Below are 14,377 nucleotides of genomic sequence, written 5' to 3'. Positions count from 1 at the left end.
ATTGCGATGTAATGCATGAGAATCATCCGACTTCCAGAGCGAAGGTTCCTCGACCGCTCATCCCCACCCTGGCCCCGGATGCCCGAGCGAATGTGACACCATACCATGCCACTCAACGCGCCAGTTCTTTCAATCCCAGCCGGATGAGCTTCGCCGAATCCGGTCCCTCGCCGGCCAGCTTCAGCGCCGCCGCAACGGCATTGGCCGCCACGTCGCGTGAATAACCGAGATTGGTCAGCGCCGAGACAGCGTCGGCGATCGGTGCGGGCGCGACGCCTTCGCCGAGCTCCTGCTTCAGCCCGATCGTCTCCGAAGCCGATCCAGCAAAGGCCGGAGCCTTGGTCCTGAGTTCGGTCACGATGCGCTCCGCCACCTTCTTGCCGACGCCCGGGGCGCGGCTGACCATCGCGATGTCGCGGAGCGCGATGGCGTTGGCGAGGTCGGACGGCTCCAGCGTCGACAGCACCGACAGCGCCACCTTGGCGCCGACGCCGGGCACGTAGTTCATCAGCAGCCGGAACCACTCCCGCTCCAGCGCGGTGCGAAAGCCGTAAAGGCGGATCATGTCCTCGCGCACATAGGTCTCGATGAACAGCGTCACCGCCTCGCCCGATCCTGGCAAGGCCGCCAGCGTGCGCGTCGAGCAATGCGCGACATAACCCACGCCATGTACGTCGACGGTGCAGCTATCCTCGCCGATCTCGTCGACGACTCCCTTGAGCTTGCCGATCATGAATGTGTTTCCGGCGAGATGATCTCGATCGAGGGGAAATAGGAGCGATAACGGGCCGCGTCGCGGGTAAGCAGCCTATGCCCGCTAATCGCGACGTGCGCGCCGATCAGGAAATCGGGAAGGGTCCGCTCGCGCGCGCCGCCAGCCCTACGGTAGGCCAGATGTACCTTTCCGGCGAGGAAAGCCGCCTCGTAAGGAATTGTATATTTCTCCAGCGGAAGCCCAGATAAGGCGTCCGCCAAGTCGCTCTCCGTAGCGAACGGTGTCGAGATTTCCGCCCATATCACCGGATTCACACCGAGCGAGGCGTCGCGTCCCGCCTCTGCCAATGCCTCGGCGGACCAACTGCTTTCCAAGCCGCCGGTGAACACATCCAAAAAGATGTTGGAATCAACGAGGACAGAGGTCGTCACGCGGTCCCCTTATCCATTCGAAATACTCGTCAGCCGTCATGCCGCCAAGGTCGAGGATCCCCGAAACATTGTCCGCCCATGCGCGGATCGAAGCGGCGCGCCGATCCTCCACAGCTTCCCCGTCAGCCACCACAATGCGTACCCCTTGTCGATCGGGAACGAAGTCCACCTCGGACCCGGGGCCTATACCCAATCGGTCCCTTATTTCCTTCGGGATGGTGACCTGGCCTTTTTCAGTGACACGCATGGTAATACCTCGCCGGTATTACTTAGAATCCGGACGTGAACAAGTCAAGAACACATATGTTGCTCTGCCGGGCGTTGCCGGCCGAGCCGGCCGCCGGGAATTGCTCCCGGCAGCCGGTGTGGCCATCACTTGGCAGCCAGCTTCTTCTTGCGCCACGGCGCGTCCTGTTCCCAATCGCCGGCCATGATCGACCCATAGGGATCGACATAGTCGACGATCTCGGCAAGTTTCTGCTTGCCGATCTGGCCACCACCTGGGCGGCGCTCTTGTAGCCGCCAGGCAGTTCGGACAGGTCCGGCTTACCGCACCAGAAGCGCACGTCGAGCCCCTCCGTCTCCTTTTTCAGCACGTCCTCGACGGCGCGGGCGCCGATCACCTCTCTGATGTAGCGGGTGCGGCTCATGTTGCGTCCCGCGCCATGCGGCGAGAATCCCAGCGCTTCCTTGCGGTCGCTATTGCGGGCGATCAGGATCGGCTCGCTCATGTTCATCGGGATCAGTGTGCGGCCGTCATCGTCCGGCGAGAAGCCGGCGAAGGACGGCGTCGCGCCCTTGGCGTGGTAGAACAGCCCGTCGCTGCGGCGGAACACGAAATTGTGCTCGTTCCAGAAACGGTCGACGATGGCGTTGCCGAGTGCGGCCGCGATCCGGTCGTGGATGCCCAGATGGTTGTTCTTGGTCCACAGCCGGATGGTCTGCAGAGCATCCCAGTATTCGCGTCCGACCTTGCTCTCCGCATCCAGCCACGCGGCCCCTTCCGGCGTGCGCGGCGACACGATCTTGGTGTGCCGCCTGGCCGCCGCCATGCCGCGCTTGTAGAGCAGCGCGCCTGGTCCGCGCGACCCGTGATGGGTAACGATCGCCGGCTGGCCGGTCGAGCGCAAATGGCCGACGAACAGGAAATGGTTGCCGTCGCCCTGCGTGCCGGTGTTGACGTGGCCGGAACCGACGATGTCGGCCAGGAACGGGTTCGCCTCGAAGGCCGCCGCGATCTCGCCCGGCATGGCGCGGCCGTTCCGGTGGTCGCCGACCACCGGTCCGAAATGCGTGATCTTGTGGGCGACGTCCATGATGCGCTTCGGATCGTCCTTGCGCTTGAACACGGTGATCGCCATCGAGCAGCAGATGTCGGCCGAGTGGAACCCCGGATGGATCGCGTCCTTGGCCGCCACGACGCCGCCGACCGGGATCGTGCCCGCCGGGCAGGCGTCCGGCATGATCACGCCGGCCTGCACCGTCGGCACGCGCATCAGCGCGTCCATCGCGCCGGTCACCAGCGCGAGGTTCTCGCGCTCGATGTCGCTTTCCGGCTCCAGGAAGACCGAGAAGGGCAGCCGGTTGGTCCGCGGCATGATCTCGACGGGCTGCAATGTCTGCAGATACGCGAAGATCGCGTCGGCGGACTGGCCGCCGCGGTCCATGCGCTGCGCAACCTCGATAGCCCCGGCAAACCACTTGCCCGGCTTGAAACCCCAGTCGATCAATTCCTTCCCGGTAATCATCGTCTATCTCAAGATCACTATTGCCTCATCGTTGGATCGTCCCTGCCGCACGGCAAAGGGCCAACGCGGATGCAACCGCAATTTGGCGCGAATACGGCTGTCGTCGAAATCTAGCGGATTGCAGAGCTGGGCCTATCCGGCCAGCGCCGCCAGCCGATAGGCCGGGCTCTGCCGGTGATGGGCGTGGCAGATGGCGATGGCCAGCGCATCCGCCGCGTCGTCGCCCTCGAAAATCGCCTTGGGCAGCAGCACCTTCACCATCATGTGGATCTGCTTCTTGTCGCCATGGCCGACGCCGATCACCGCCTTCTTCACGGCGTTCGGCGCATATTCGGCAACCTTGAGGCCGGCGCGCGCCGGCACCAGCATGGCGATGCCGCGCGCCTGCCCCAGCTTCAGTGTCGCCGTCGCGTCCTTGTTGACAAAGGTCGCCTCGACCGCCGCCTCGTCGGGCGCATAGGCCTGGAGAACGGCGCACAGCCCGTCGTGAAGCTGGCAGAGGCGATCGGCCAGCGGCGCCTTGTCGTCGGAGCGCACGGTTCCGGAAGCCACGAAGCGCAGGCTGTTGCCTTGCGCCTCGACGAGGCCCCAGCCGGTCCGCCTCAGGCCCGGATCGATGCCGACGATTCGAATCGTTTCCCGCATGCGCGAAGCCTACCTGTTCGCGGCATCCGTGTCAGGAAAATGTGAACGAAACGAAAACGAACGCGGATCAGCCCCGCGCGAACGCGGTGTTGAGCAGGCTGATCTGGTCGGAGACGGGGTTGCTGCGGCGTACCGGCGCGCTGCCCACGGCGGCCATGTCGCTGCCGTAGATCTCCTCGTCCATCAGCCGGACGAGATTCTGCAGGCTGAGCGAGCGGTTGACGAGTTCCATGAAGGCCGCCGGAAGCTCGCCCCACCCCACGGCGTTGTCGGGGGCAGATGCCGTGTCCAGCCGCACCTTGCATTTTTCGGACGCGACCTGGTCACGCGTCATCTCGCCGGAATTGGCGGCGCGCTGCAAAAGCAGCCAGGAGGCGATCTGCATCAGCCTCGTGGTCAGCCGCATGGATTCGGCGGCGTAGAGCGTCGCCGCCAGCCGCGACAGCTTTCGCGCCTCGGCGCGGCCGGGGCCGTCGAGATATTCGGCGGCGCGCTCGACCAGGCTCATGCCCTCATTGTAGAGCGGCTTGAACGAATCCGAGAACACCCGGCGTTCCGCCAGCTTGATCGGTTGTCCGCTTCCCATCGAAAGTTTGCCCGTCATCCTTGATCCTGCGGAGAAATCCGGCTCCGGCGTTGTTTGCCGGCTGCGCCGTTTCTTGCAGATTCCCCCTGTGTGGGAAAGATGCTCCGCCGCGGCGGCGAAGGCAAGCACATGTTTAATAAAGGGTTAACGAGGACGTTCCAAGTGATGAACAAAAAAAGAGCCGCGGAAAGCGGCTCTCGAGAGTTTAACAGGGAGGCGTCAAACGAAGTGGCTCCAACCACTCGGTAAGAATCCAGATAACTGGATACCCACAATAAACACCCATAATGCTTAACAGAGACTTAACGGGCTATGGATTCTTTTACCAACCGGCCCGACAATGTGCCATCCGGAGACAATCCGGCCGGACGGACCGGCTTGCGCATCGCCGAAAGGGCTATGTAGGCGAAGAGCAGGATGCTGGCGTAGAAGACCATGGAGCCGACCGCCACGACCGGTTCGATTGCCGCGTGGCCGGCCAGCAGGAAATACAGGCCGACGATCAGCATCACGCCGCTGACCGCCGTCAGCCAGAAATGCGCCGCCGCCAGCCGCGAAGACCCGGCCGCCGGAACGAGGTGGTAGAAAAAGGCAAAAACCGCCGACATCAGCCATCCCGCCACCATCGCATGGGCGTGGACGGGCATCTGCGAGTGATCGTGGGTGATCGACATGTGCAGCCCCAGCGCCATGCCGCAGACCGCGTAGAGGATGGCGAGCGTAAAGAATTTCCGTGCAACGCCGTGCATTGCTGTGTCCTTTTCAAATCCGGATATTGAGGGAAATACGCCGTCCGCCCCGCGCGGACCGGTCGTCTATCGGCGGCCATTCATCACCCGTTTCGAATCCGGGTCCAAAGCACCGAAAGCCGGTCGCCTCCTGAGAAGCTCGGCGGTGTCGTTAGACACCCGGCCCGTTTCGGATGCATGCCGGGCATGAGACGGGAATGAAACGGCCTGTTACCGCACGGATACGATATTCGCTTCCCTGGCCATGTCCCGCAGCCTGAACTTCTGGATCTTCCCCGTGGAAGTCTTGGGGATTTCGGCGAATGTCACGCTCTTCGGAACCTTGAAACGGGCGAGCAGCTTCCGGCAGTGCTCGATGATCTCCGCCTCGCTCGCCGCCTTGCCGGGCTTCAGCTCGACATAGGCCACCGGCACCTCGCCCCATTTGTCGTCGGCGCGCGCCACCACGCCGCAGGACGCGACGGCAGGGTGCTTGTACAGCGCCTCCTCCACCTCGATCGAGGAAATATTCTCGCCGCCGGAGATGATGATGTCCTTGGACCGGTCCTTGAGCTGGATGTAGCCGTCCGGGTGCATGACGCCGAGGTCGCCCGAGTGGAACCAGCCGCCGGCAAAAGCCTCGTCGGTCGCCTTGCGGTTCTTCAGATAGCCCTTCATGACGATGTTGCCGCGGAACATCACCTCGCCGATGGTCTCGCCGTCGGCAGGCGTTTCGGCCATGGTCTCCGGGTCCATCACCGTCAGGCCTTCGAGCGAGGCGTAGCGCACGCCCTGCCGCGCCTTCTTGGCCGCGCGACCGCCGCGGTCGAGCCCGTCCCATTCGCCGTGCCATTCGTTGACGACTGCCGGGCCGTAGGTCTCCGTCAGCCCGTAGAGATGGTTCACCACGAAGCCGGCGTCCGCCATTCCCGACAGCACGGATTCCGGCGGCGGCGCGGCGGCGGTGTTGAAAGTCACCTGCTGCGAGAAGGCGCGCTTGTCCTTGTCCTCGGCGTTGATCAGCGTCGCCATGACGATCGGCGCACCGCAGAGATGCGTGACTTTGTGGTCGGCAATGGCCTCGTACATCGCCTTCGCCCGCACCCAGCGCAGGCAGACATGCGTGCCGGCCTGCACGGCGAGCGTCCAGGGAAAACACCAGCCGTTGCAATGGAACATCGGCAGCGTCCACAGATAGACGGCATGTTTGCCCATGCCGGCGTGGATGGTGTTGGTGTGCGCCATGAGTGCTGCGCCGCGATGGTGATAGACGACACCCTTGGGATTGCCCGTCGTGCCCGACGTGTAGTTCAGGGAGATCGCGTCCCACTCGTCTTCGGGCATCGACCAGGCGAAATCAGGATCGCCGGACTGGACGAACGCCTCGTAGTCGAGCGTACCGATGCGCTCGCCCTTGGGATAAGGCGCGTCCGCCGGATATTCGGGATCGTCATAGTCGATCACCAGCGGCTGCACTTCGGCAAGGGCCAGCGCCTCCCGCATCACGCCGGCGAATTCGCGGTCGACGATGACGACCTTCGATTCCGCATGGCCGAGTTGGAAGGCGATCACCGCCGCGTCGAGCCGCGTGTTCAGCGAATGCAGCACCGCCTTGACCATCGGCACGCCGAAATGCGCCTCCAGCATCGCCGGCGTGTTGGACAGCATGACCGTGACGGTGTCGCCCTTGCCGATGCCCTTTTGCGCCAGTGCCGAAGCAAGCCGGAGCGAGCGCCGCCAGAAGTCGCCGTAGCTGGTGCGCGACGCGCCATGGATGATCGCCGGATGGTTGGGATAGGTTTTCGCCGCGCGTTCCAGCAGGGTCAGCGGCGTCAGCGGTTGGTGGTTTGCGGCGTTCCGGTCCAGCCCGATCTCGTAGATATTGGTCAAAGGTCCCCCCGTGCGGTCTGCTGCATGGGAAACCTAATGCATGCCCCTTTAAAATTGCAGGCCCTTCCACCGCAATTTACACGGCCGACGCGGAAGTCTTTTCCCTCAACGCCGCGATCTCGGCTTCGAGGGCCGCGATCCGGCCGTCACGCTCGGCAAGCGCCGCCGCCACATCCGCAGCCTCGAAGCGCTGGGGGATATGCTGCGGGCAGTTCATGTCCCAGGCCGACACGGAGAACAGGATCGCCTGCTCACCCCGCGCCTTGTAGCCGTCCGGCATCAGCCGGCCGACAAGCTCCGGATCGTCCACCACCCGGGCCGTGCCCCATATCTTGATACGCCGCCGATGCGCGTAGTCGATCAGGAACAGATAGGCCTTGGCGTTCTCGGCGAGATTGCCGGTGGTGATGTACTGGCGGTTGCCGCTGTAGTCGGCGAAGCCGATCGTGGTGTCGTCCAGCACCTTGAGGAATCCCGCGGGGCCGCCGCGGTGCTGGATGTAGGGCTGTCCGTCGCGGCTCGCCGTGCCGAGGAACACGCTGGTCTGCGCCTCCACGAAGGCGGCGAGGTCCGGCGTGATCCGCGTCTGCCAGCCGCCATTGGCCTCGACGCGCTCATAGGCGTGGCGCGATCCCTTGCGGCTCTGCACGGCTTTGACCGACGGCGTGAAGGCCACGTCGCTGGAATAGGTCGGATGGCTGTCCATGAAAATCCCCTTGGCGGGAACGGAGCGCTGTCCGTCATCCCGCCCTCTCTACAGGCCAAGCTCGCTCAGCGACGGATGGTCGTCGGGCCGGCGGCCGAGCGGCCAATGATATTTGCGTTCGCTTTCGGCGATCGGCAGGTCGTTGATGCTGGCAAAGCGCAGCCGCATCAGCCCTTCCGCGTCGAACTCCCAGTTCTCGTTGCCATAGCTGCGGAACCAGTTGCCGGCGTCGTCATGCCATTCATAGGCGAAGCGCACGGCGATGCGGTTGTCGTGAAAGGCCCAGACTTCCTTGATCAGCCGGTAGTCAAGTTCGCGGTTCCACTTGCGCTGCAGGAAAGCTTCGATGGCGTCGCGCCCCTGGATGAATTCGGCACGGTTTCGCCAGCGGCTGTCCGGCGAATAGGCAAGCGCCACCCTGGCCGGATCGCGGCTGTTCCAGGCGTCCTCGGCCATGCGCGCCTTTTGGGCGGCGGTCTCGGCGGTAAAAGGCGGCAGGGGGGGACGGCTCATCGGCATATCTCCTGTTTGAGGCATTGTCCGTATGCGCCACGGCGCCAGGCCCGTCTTTCGGTTTTGCCCAGCCTTTCCGCCCGAAACAAACCTTGTCTCCGCACCCCATATAGACCATTCCGAAATTCGAAATTAGAAGTCGATATTGATAGTCATCCTTCCGGGGAATGGAAGAATAATGGATCGGCTCCAAGCCATGACGGTTCTCCTCGACGTGGTCGACGCCGGCAGCCTTTCGGCGGCTGGGCGACGCCTGCACATGCCGCTCGCCAGCGTCAGCCGTCGCATCTCCGAACTGGAAGCGCATCTCAAGGTGCGCCTCCTCAACCGCTCCACCCGGCAACTGAGCCTCACCGAGGCGGGACACGCCTATGTCGCCGCCTGCCGGCGCATCCTCGAACAGGTCGGAGAGGCGGAGCGCAGCGCCGCCGGCGAATACAGCGCGCCGCGCGGCGAACTGACGCTGACCGCGCCGGTCGTGTTCGGCAGGTTGCATATGCTGCCCGTCGTCTCGGATTTTCTGAAAACCTATCCCGAGATCGATATCCGGCTGATCCTGTCCGACCGGGTGGTCCATCTTCTCGAAGACCACATCGATGCCGCCTTGCGCATTGGCCGGCTGCCCGAAAGCAGCCTCGTGGCCATGCGGCTCGGCACCGTCCGGTGCGTGGTCTGCGCCAGTCCCGCCTATCTTGCACTGCATGGCTCGCCGGAGACGCCGGCCGACCTCGCCGGCCGCGACTGCGTGGCCTTCGAGGGGCTGTTCACGCCGAGGAACTGGGTTTTTGCCGAGGGCAATTCCGAGATATCGGTGGCGATCCGGCCGCGCCTCATCGTCAACACCGCCGAGGCGGCGATCGATGCCGCCATTGCCGGCGTCGGCATCACGCGCGTGCTGTCCTACCAGGCGGCCGGCGCGATCGGCGATGGAAGACTTGCGATCCTGTTGCGCGAGTTCGAGCCGGAACCATCGCCGGTAAGCCTTGTCCATGCCGGACAAGGGCCTCTGCCATTGAAACTGCGGGCTTTTCTCGACTTCGCCGCACCCCGGCTCAGGGAGCGGCTTGCGCCAGACCGCGCCGTTCCCGGCTGACGCTGACGGCCGCTTGCTGCCCGGGCGCGCGGCTGGCCGGGCGCTTGCCGCCCCAGCCGATGGCCGGCAGCCATTCGAGCCAGTAGGCCAGCGCGAACTGCAGCGCGAGCCCGGCGGCGATCAGGGTGGTGTCGAAAGCCAGTCCGCCGCCGTACACCGCCTTCAGCACTTGGCCGATCATCGCCAGCACAGTGCCGGCGATGAACACCGGCAGCGAGTGCTTGCCGAGGATCGCCAGTGCATTGTCGGTGCGTGTACGGGCAAGGTTGGAGAGCGACGGGATCGCCACGACCAGATAGGCCAGCGCCAGCACGTGCAACAGGCGCGGCAGCGACAGGAACGTCTTGTCGAAGCCGGCCAGCACCAGCGGCAGGTCGAGCTTCGCCTCCAGACCCCACAGCGACCAGCGCACCCAGATCAGGGACAGCACGATGTAACCCAGCGAGATCGCCGCCAGCGGCGCACTGTAGCAGATCGTGCCGCCCCGCCGCACATGCATCATGCAGGCCATGCCGATGACGAAAAGCAGCTGCCAGGACAGCGGATTCAGGAACCAGAAGCCTTCGGTCGGATAGTTTTTCGGTGCCATCTGCCAATACCCGGCGGCGAACCAGACCAGCCCGGACACCGTCACCATCAGCACCAGGCTGATCCGGCTGAGCAGCAGGAACAGCGGCAGCATCAGCAGCACCACGGCATACATCGACAAGATGTTGTTGTAGCCGACCTGATGACCCAGCGTGGCGAGGCCGACCAGGGCGCGCGGCGTATCCTCGACCAGCGCGCCGATATTGATCATCTCCAGCAGTTTCGGCCGCGCGAACCAGAGGGCTGCGGCCGAGAAAATGGCGAGGGTGGCGACACTGGTCACGATATGCGCGACATAAAGCGTGCCAGCGCGGCGGAACGCCTTCAACGTCAGCAGCAGCCTGTTGCCCGGCTCGAACTTCAGCCCGTAGGCTAGGCCCAACGCGATGCCGGAAATCAGCACGAACGCCTCGGCCGAATCGGAAAAGCCGAAATTCTTGTGGGTGATGTGCTCGAAGATCGTACCGGGTACGTGGTTGACGAAGATCGTCAGCAGCGCCAGGGCGCGGAAGACATCGATGCGGGTATCCCGCTGTGAGGTCGCATTCGTGCTCATCGCGGCGTAAAGTTCCTCGTCCGGATAAAGTTCCCGCCGCGCTGCCCAAATCCCGCCTGCGGTCGCGATGCGGCAGCCATGTGGCGGGGGCCGCCGGGGCACCCGGCTTTTCATGGCTGGCCGGTCACGAAATATGTCCTCTTAAAATCAGCCGGCACTTCCGGCCTCCGTCAAAATGGCCGTGGCCGGCTCGGCGCGGCAGCCAGGAGACTTTTTGCGGACGGCTCCGAATTGCCGCGGTCCCTGCCGAAAGAAACCAAACCGCCCCTGTGCCCGGCCGCGCAAAAAGGCTAGCCTGCCTTCCCGTCTGGCGACGGTGATCGCCTTGCAAGGAGCCTCGCATGTCGCATCCCGTTCTCGTCCCCGGCGCCGTCGCCGTCATCACCGGCGGCGCCTCCGGCATCGGCCTCGCGGCGGCGAAAAAGTTCGCCGCACGAGGCATGAAGGTCTGCATCGCCGACATCGGTGCCAAGCGGCTGGCCGATGCACGGGCGCAGGTGATCCTCTCGGCAAGCAACAAGGAAGACGTGATGGCGGTCGAAGCCGACGTCAGCCGCGTCGACGATCTTGTTGCACTGGAGAAGTCGGTCGCCAAGACCTTCGGCGGCACGGACCTGCTAATGAACAATGCCGGCGTCCAGCCCGGCAGCGCGCTGTTCGGACCTGTCGAAAACTGGGAGCGCGTGCTGGCGGTGAACCTGTGGGGCGTCATCCATGGCAGCCGCATCTTCGGACCTGCAATGATCGCGCGCGGCCGGCCGGGACTGATCGTCAACACCGGCTCCAAGCAGGGCATCACGACGCCGCCCGGCGATCCGGCCTACAACGTCTCCAAGTCCGGCGTGAAAACCTTCACCGAAGCCCTGCAGCACGAGCTGCGCAATACCAAGGACTGCCGCGTGAGTGCCCACCTCCTCATCCCCGGCTTCGTCTTCACCCCGTTGGCCTCTGGCGGCCGCACCGAAAAGCCGGACAGCGCCTGGACGCCGGAGCAGACGGTCGATTTCATGCTGGAGAGCCTGGAGCGCGGCGACTTCTACATTTTGTGCCCGGATAACGATGTGCCGCGCGCACTGGACGAGAAGCGCATCCGCTGGGCGGCCGGCGACGTCGTCGAGAACCGCCCGCCGCTATCGCGCTGGCATCCGGACTTTTCCGACGCTTTTGCCGCCTTCGTGCGCGAAGGGGATTAGCGATTCCAGGCTGGCTTGAGCCGGCTAAAACTCGCTGAGCTTGATGCCCGGATCGTAATCCTTGCCGTCGACATCCTTGACCACCGCCTGGCCGGCCATCATCGTCTTGGTCTCGGCATTGTAGGAATAGGTCGGCGAGCCGAACAGGTGCCACCCCTTGTTCAGCGCCGCCGTCACCTTGTGGCAGAAGCTGGAATCGTCCGGTCCAGTCAGGAAACGATAGAGCTTCATCAGGGCCTCCTACGGTCAGGTGAATCAAAATTACGGTGCGGGCAGCCGAATTCAAGCCCGTCCGGCACGCGCCAGCAAGCGCTCGGCCTGCACCAGATGCAGCCGCTCGACCATACGGCCGTCCAGCGAGATCACCCCCTTGCCGGCATTTTCCGGCCGCGCGAATGCCTCGACGATCGCTTGCGCCTCAGCCACTGCTGCTTCCGACGACGAGAATGCCTTGTTGGCCGGTTCGATCTGCGCCGGATGGATCAGCGTCTTGCCGTCAAATCCCATCGCGGCGCCCTCCGCGCATTCGGGCCCGAAGGCGTCGAGGTCGCGGAATTCGTTCATGACGCCGTCCAATGCCACCAGCCCGCCGGCCCGCGCCGCCAGGACGATCTGCATCAGCCATGGTAGCAGGTAGCGCCGGTCCGGCGTCACCAGCACGCCGGTGTCTTTCGCCAGATCATTGGTGCCTGCGACCAAGCCGGCAAGGCGCGATGCCGGGTCGCGGCCAAGCTCGGCGATGCCGCCCAGATTGAGCATGGCCTTCGGAGTCTCGACCATCGCCCACAATTTCACCGTCTCCGCCACGGCCTCGTCGTCGAGCACGTCGCCGGCTTCGAGAATGTCGCGCGGCGTTTCGACCTTCGGCAGCAGGATGCCATCGAGTTCCAGGCTTCGCGCCAGGACGAGATCATCGGCGCCCCATTCGCTCGACAGCGCGTTGATGCGGATGATCGTGGTCGCCGGTTTCGTCTGGCGTGTCTCGAACCAGGCCCTCAGATTTTCACGCGCCAAAACCTTCTCATCGGGCGCAACGGCGTCCTCCAGATCGACGATGACCGCGTCGCTTGCGAGCGTCGCCGCCTTGGCCAGCGCCCTCGTATTGGTGGCGGGCATGTAGAGAACGGAGCGGAAGGAGCGATTGGGAGACGTGGACATGTGGCCTTCTTGCCCCGCGCCGCTGGCCCTTGCAAGAGCTTGCCTCGCGGCGCCGTTGCTGCATGCTAGGACCAACGAAACGATATGCGGAAGACCATGGCACGGTACGACATCGTCATCATCGGCGGAGCGATCGTCGGCAGCTCGATCGCCTACTATCTGCGCGAGGAGGGCTTTGCCGGCTCGATCGCGCTGGTCGAACGTGATCCGCAGTTCACGCATTCCGCCACGACCCTGTCGGCGGCCTCGATCCGCCAGCAGTTTTCCATTCCCGAGAACATCCGCCTGTCGCAGTTCACGCTCGGCCTGTTCCGCCGGCTGAAGCAGGAGTTCGGCGCCGACGCCGACATAACCTTCCATGAAAACGGCTACCTGATCCTCGCCACCGACGACGGACTTCCGGTCCTGAAGGCCAACCACGACGCGCAGACCGCCGAGGGCGCCGACATCCTGCTGGAGGATGCAGCGGCGCTGTCGCGCCGCTTTTCCTGGCTGTCGCCGGAAGGCATCGTCGCCGGCGCCTGGGGCCGGACCGGCGAAGGCTGGTTCGATGCCCATGCGCTGCTGATGCTGTTCCGCAAGGCGTTGCGGACAAGGAGTATCGACTTCATCACGGCATCGGCGTCCGGTATCGCCCGCGACGGGAATCGCGTCGCTGGCGTGACGCTGAACAATGGCGAGCGGCTGGAGGCAGGCATCGTCATCAACGCGGCGGGCCCGAATGCCGGAAAGGTCTCCGCCATGGCTGGGATCGCGCTGCCGGTCGAGCCGCGCAAGCGCAACATCTTCGTCTTCGAGGCCAATGATCGCTTCGCCGACATGCCGCTGGTCGTCGATCCCAGCGGCATCTGGTGGCGGCCGGAAGGTTCGGTCTACATCGTCGGCGGGGCCGAAATCGAGGAGGGCGAGGCGGCCGCCGATCCCACCGATTTCGATCCGGACTGGCCGCTGTTCGAGGAGACGATCTGGCCGGTGCTGGCGACGCGCATCCCGGCCTTCGAGGCGATCAAGGCGACACGCGCCTGGGCCGGTCACTACGACTACAACACGCTCGACCAGAACGCCGTCATCGGGCCGCATCCGGAGGTGACAAATTTCCTTTTCGCCAACGGCTTTTCCGGCCACGGACTGCAGCAGGCCCCCGCAGTCGGCAAGGCCCTGGCGGAACTCATCGTCCACGGCGGCTATCGCACCGTCGACGCGTCCGCCTTCGGTTATGAAAGGATCGCCGCGAACCGGGCGTTCCGGGAGTTGAACGTCATCTGAGTGCGGCGACAGGATAGGGAGGTCTGCCATGCGCGACTGGAAATTGCCCCGGGCGGGCGGCTGCCGTTGCGGCCGCGTGCGTATCGCGGTCAGCGCGCCGCCGCTGCTGGCCGCCGCCTGCCATTGCAACGGCTGCCAGAAAATGTCGGTCAGCGCCTATTCGCTGTCGCTCGCCATTCCGTCCGAGGGTTTTGTCGTCACGCAGGGCGAGCCGGTGGTCGGCGGGCTGCAGGGTCCTACGCGGCATTTCTTCTGCCCGTTCTGCAAGAGCTGGATGTTCACGCGACCGGAAGGGCTGGACTGGCTGGTCAATCTGAGCCCCTCCATGCTCGACGACCATTTGTGGTTCGTTCCCTTTGTCGAGACCTCGACCGGCCAGGGCCTGCCTTGGGCCCGCACTCCGGCCAAATATAGCTTTGCCGGCGAGCCCGAACTGGAGCGCTATCAGGCGCTGGTCGCGGAATATGCGGCACAGGGTGCAGGACCAACATAGGGTATTATCGACGGATTGACAGCTTCGCGCTAAAATCACAGACTGAAACCGGTTTCACTCGCGCATTT

17 protein-coding genes are annotated in these 14,377 nt (G+C 64.4%); 4 read left to right on the top strand and 13 right to left on the bottom strand.

The annotated features are described in order from the left end of the window. Positions 1-112: 112 nt before the first annotated feature. The 10 genes from ruvA to ACSBOB_RS02705 form a co-directional block, all read right to left on the bottom strand. The gene (gene ruvA / locus ACSBOB_RS02750; protein ID WP_442580942.1) at positions 113-733 is read right to left on the bottom strand and encodes a Holliday junction branch migration protein RuvA; all 621 of its coding nucleotides are present in this window, start codon (positions 731-733) and stop codon (positions 113-115) included. Then, positions 730-1,146: a type II toxin-antitoxin system VapC family toxin gene (locus ACSBOB_RS02745; protein ID WP_442580941.1), complete on the bottom strand. Its 417-nt coding sequence runs from the start codon at positions 1,144-1,146 to the stop codon at positions 730-732. The genes ruvA and ACSBOB_RS02745 overlap by 4 nt, the downstream gene beginning before the upstream one ends. Then, on the bottom strand, positions 1,124-1,393 hold the full coding sequence (locus ACSBOB_RS02740; protein WP_442580940.1) for an AbrB/MazE/SpoVT family DNA-binding domain-containing protein: 270 nt from the start codon (positions 1,391-1,393) through the stop codon (positions 1,124-1,126). The genes ACSBOB_RS02745 and ACSBOB_RS02740 overlap by 23 nt, the downstream gene beginning before the upstream one ends. 22 nt (positions 1,394-1,415) lie before the next feature. Further along, on the bottom strand, positions 1,416-2,894 hold the full coding sequence (locus ACSBOB_RS02735; protein WP_442580939.1) for an RtcB family protein: 1,479 nt from the start codon (positions 2,892-2,894) through the stop codon (positions 1,416-1,418). A gap of 132 nt (positions 2,895-3,026) precedes the next feature. Continuing rightward, positions 3,027-3,539, bottom strand: coding sequence for a crossover junction endodeoxyribonuclease RuvC (ruvC, locus tag ACSBOB_RS02730; RefSeq protein ID WP_442580938.1), 513 nt, complete (start codon positions 3,537-3,539; stop codon positions 3,027-3,029). Between the two features lie 67 nt (positions 3,540-3,606). After that, positions 3,607-4,143, bottom strand: a complete 537-nt coding sequence (rcdA, locus tag ACSBOB_RS02725; protein WP_442580937.1) for a protease adaptor protein RcdA — start codon at positions 4,141-4,143, stop codon at positions 3,607-3,609. A 284-nt stretch (positions 4,144-4,427) separates the two neighbouring features. Next, on the bottom strand, positions 4,428-4,874 hold the full coding sequence (locus tag ACSBOB_RS02720) for a hypothetical protein (protein ID WP_442580936.1): 447 nt from the start codon (positions 4,872-4,874) through the stop codon (positions 4,428-4,430). A 210-nt stretch (positions 4,875-5,084) separates the two neighbouring features. Beyond that, the gene (locus ACSBOB_RS02715) at positions 5,085-6,743 is read right to left on the bottom strand and encodes an acyl-CoA synthetase (protein WP_442580935.1); all 1,659 of its coding nucleotides are present in this window, start codon (positions 6,741-6,743) and stop codon (positions 5,085-5,087) included. A 76-nt stretch (positions 6,744-6,819) separates the two neighbouring features. Continuing rightward, positions 6,820-7,449, bottom strand: a complete 630-nt coding sequence (locus ACSBOB_RS02710; protein ID WP_442580934.1) for a pyridoxamine 5'-phosphate oxidase family protein — start codon at positions 7,447-7,449, stop codon at positions 6,820-6,822. A 48-nt stretch (positions 7,450-7,497) separates the two neighbouring features. Continuing rightward, on the bottom strand, positions 7,498-7,968 hold the full coding sequence (locus ACSBOB_RS02705; protein ID WP_442580933.1) for a nuclear transport factor 2 family protein: 471 nt from the start codon (positions 7,966-7,968) through the stop codon (positions 7,498-7,500). A 172-nt stretch (positions 7,969-8,140) separates the two neighbouring features. Between ACSBOB_RS02705 and ACSBOB_RS02700 the strand changes: the two genes are divergently transcribed. Next, positions 8,141-9,055: a LysR family transcriptional regulator gene (locus tag ACSBOB_RS02700; protein WP_442580932.1), complete on the top strand. Its 915-nt coding sequence runs from the start codon at positions 8,141-8,143 to the stop codon at positions 9,053-9,055. Here ACSBOB_RS02700 and ACSBOB_RS02695 read toward each other — a convergent pair. Next, on the bottom strand, positions 9,015-10,199 hold the full coding sequence (locus ACSBOB_RS02695) for an OpgC family protein (protein WP_442580931.1): 1,185 nt from the start codon (positions 10,197-10,199) through the stop codon (positions 9,015-9,017). The genes ACSBOB_RS02700 and ACSBOB_RS02695 overlap by 41 nt on opposite strands. Positions 10,200-10,540: 341 nt before the next feature. On the opposite strand from ACSBOB_RS02695, the gene ACSBOB_RS02690 reads away from it, so the two are divergent. Next, positions 10,541-11,392: an SDR family NAD(P)-dependent oxidoreductase gene (locus tag ACSBOB_RS02690; protein WP_442580930.1), complete on the top strand. Its 852-nt coding sequence runs from the start codon at positions 10,541-10,543 to the stop codon at positions 11,390-11,392. Positions 11,393-11,416: 24 nt separating this feature from the next. Here the strand turns inward: ACSBOB_RS02690 and ACSBOB_RS02685 are convergent, their stop codons facing one another. Both ACSBOB_RS02685 and ACSBOB_RS02680 read right to left on the bottom strand, forming a co-directional pair. Beyond that, positions 11,417-11,623 (bottom strand): DUF1737 domain-containing protein, encoded by a 207-nt coding sequence (locus tag ACSBOB_RS02685; RefSeq protein WP_442580929.1) that lies wholly within the window; start codon positions 11,621-11,623, stop codon positions 11,417-11,419. 51 nt (positions 11,624-11,674) lie between these two features. Then, a complete protein-coding gene (locus ACSBOB_RS02680; RefSeq protein WP_442580928.1) occupies positions 11,675-12,550 on the bottom strand; it encodes an HpcH/HpaI aldolase/citrate lyase family protein in 876 nt (291 codons plus the stop codon). Between the two features lie 96 nt (positions 12,551-12,646). Here ACSBOB_RS02680 and ACSBOB_RS02675 point away from each other — a divergent pair, with 96 nt between their 5' ends. Both ACSBOB_RS02675 and ACSBOB_RS02670 read left to right on the top strand, forming a co-directional pair. Further along, positions 12,647-13,816, top strand: a complete 1,170-nt coding sequence (locus ACSBOB_RS02675) for an NAD(P)/FAD-dependent oxidoreductase (RefSeq protein WP_442580927.1) — start codon at positions 12,647-12,649, stop codon at positions 13,814-13,816. Positions 13,817-13,844: 28 nt separating this feature from the next. After that, positions 13,845-14,309 (top strand): GFA family protein, encoded by a 465-nt coding sequence (locus tag ACSBOB_RS02670; RefSeq protein WP_442580926.1) that lies wholly within the window; start codon positions 13,845-13,847, stop codon positions 14,307-14,309. The last annotated feature ends 68 nt before the right edge of the window (positions 14,310-14,377 follow it).

Origin of the sequence: Mesorhizobium sp. KACC 23794 (assembly GCF_052180275.1) — a bacterium.
In the GTDB taxonomy this organism is placed as follows: Bacteria; Pseudomonadota; Alphaproteobacteria; order Rhizobiales; family Rhizobiaceae; genus Kumtagia.
The sequence above is the reverse complement of the archived record's forward strand: the minus strand, read 5'-3'. Positions and strand labels throughout refer to the sequence as shown.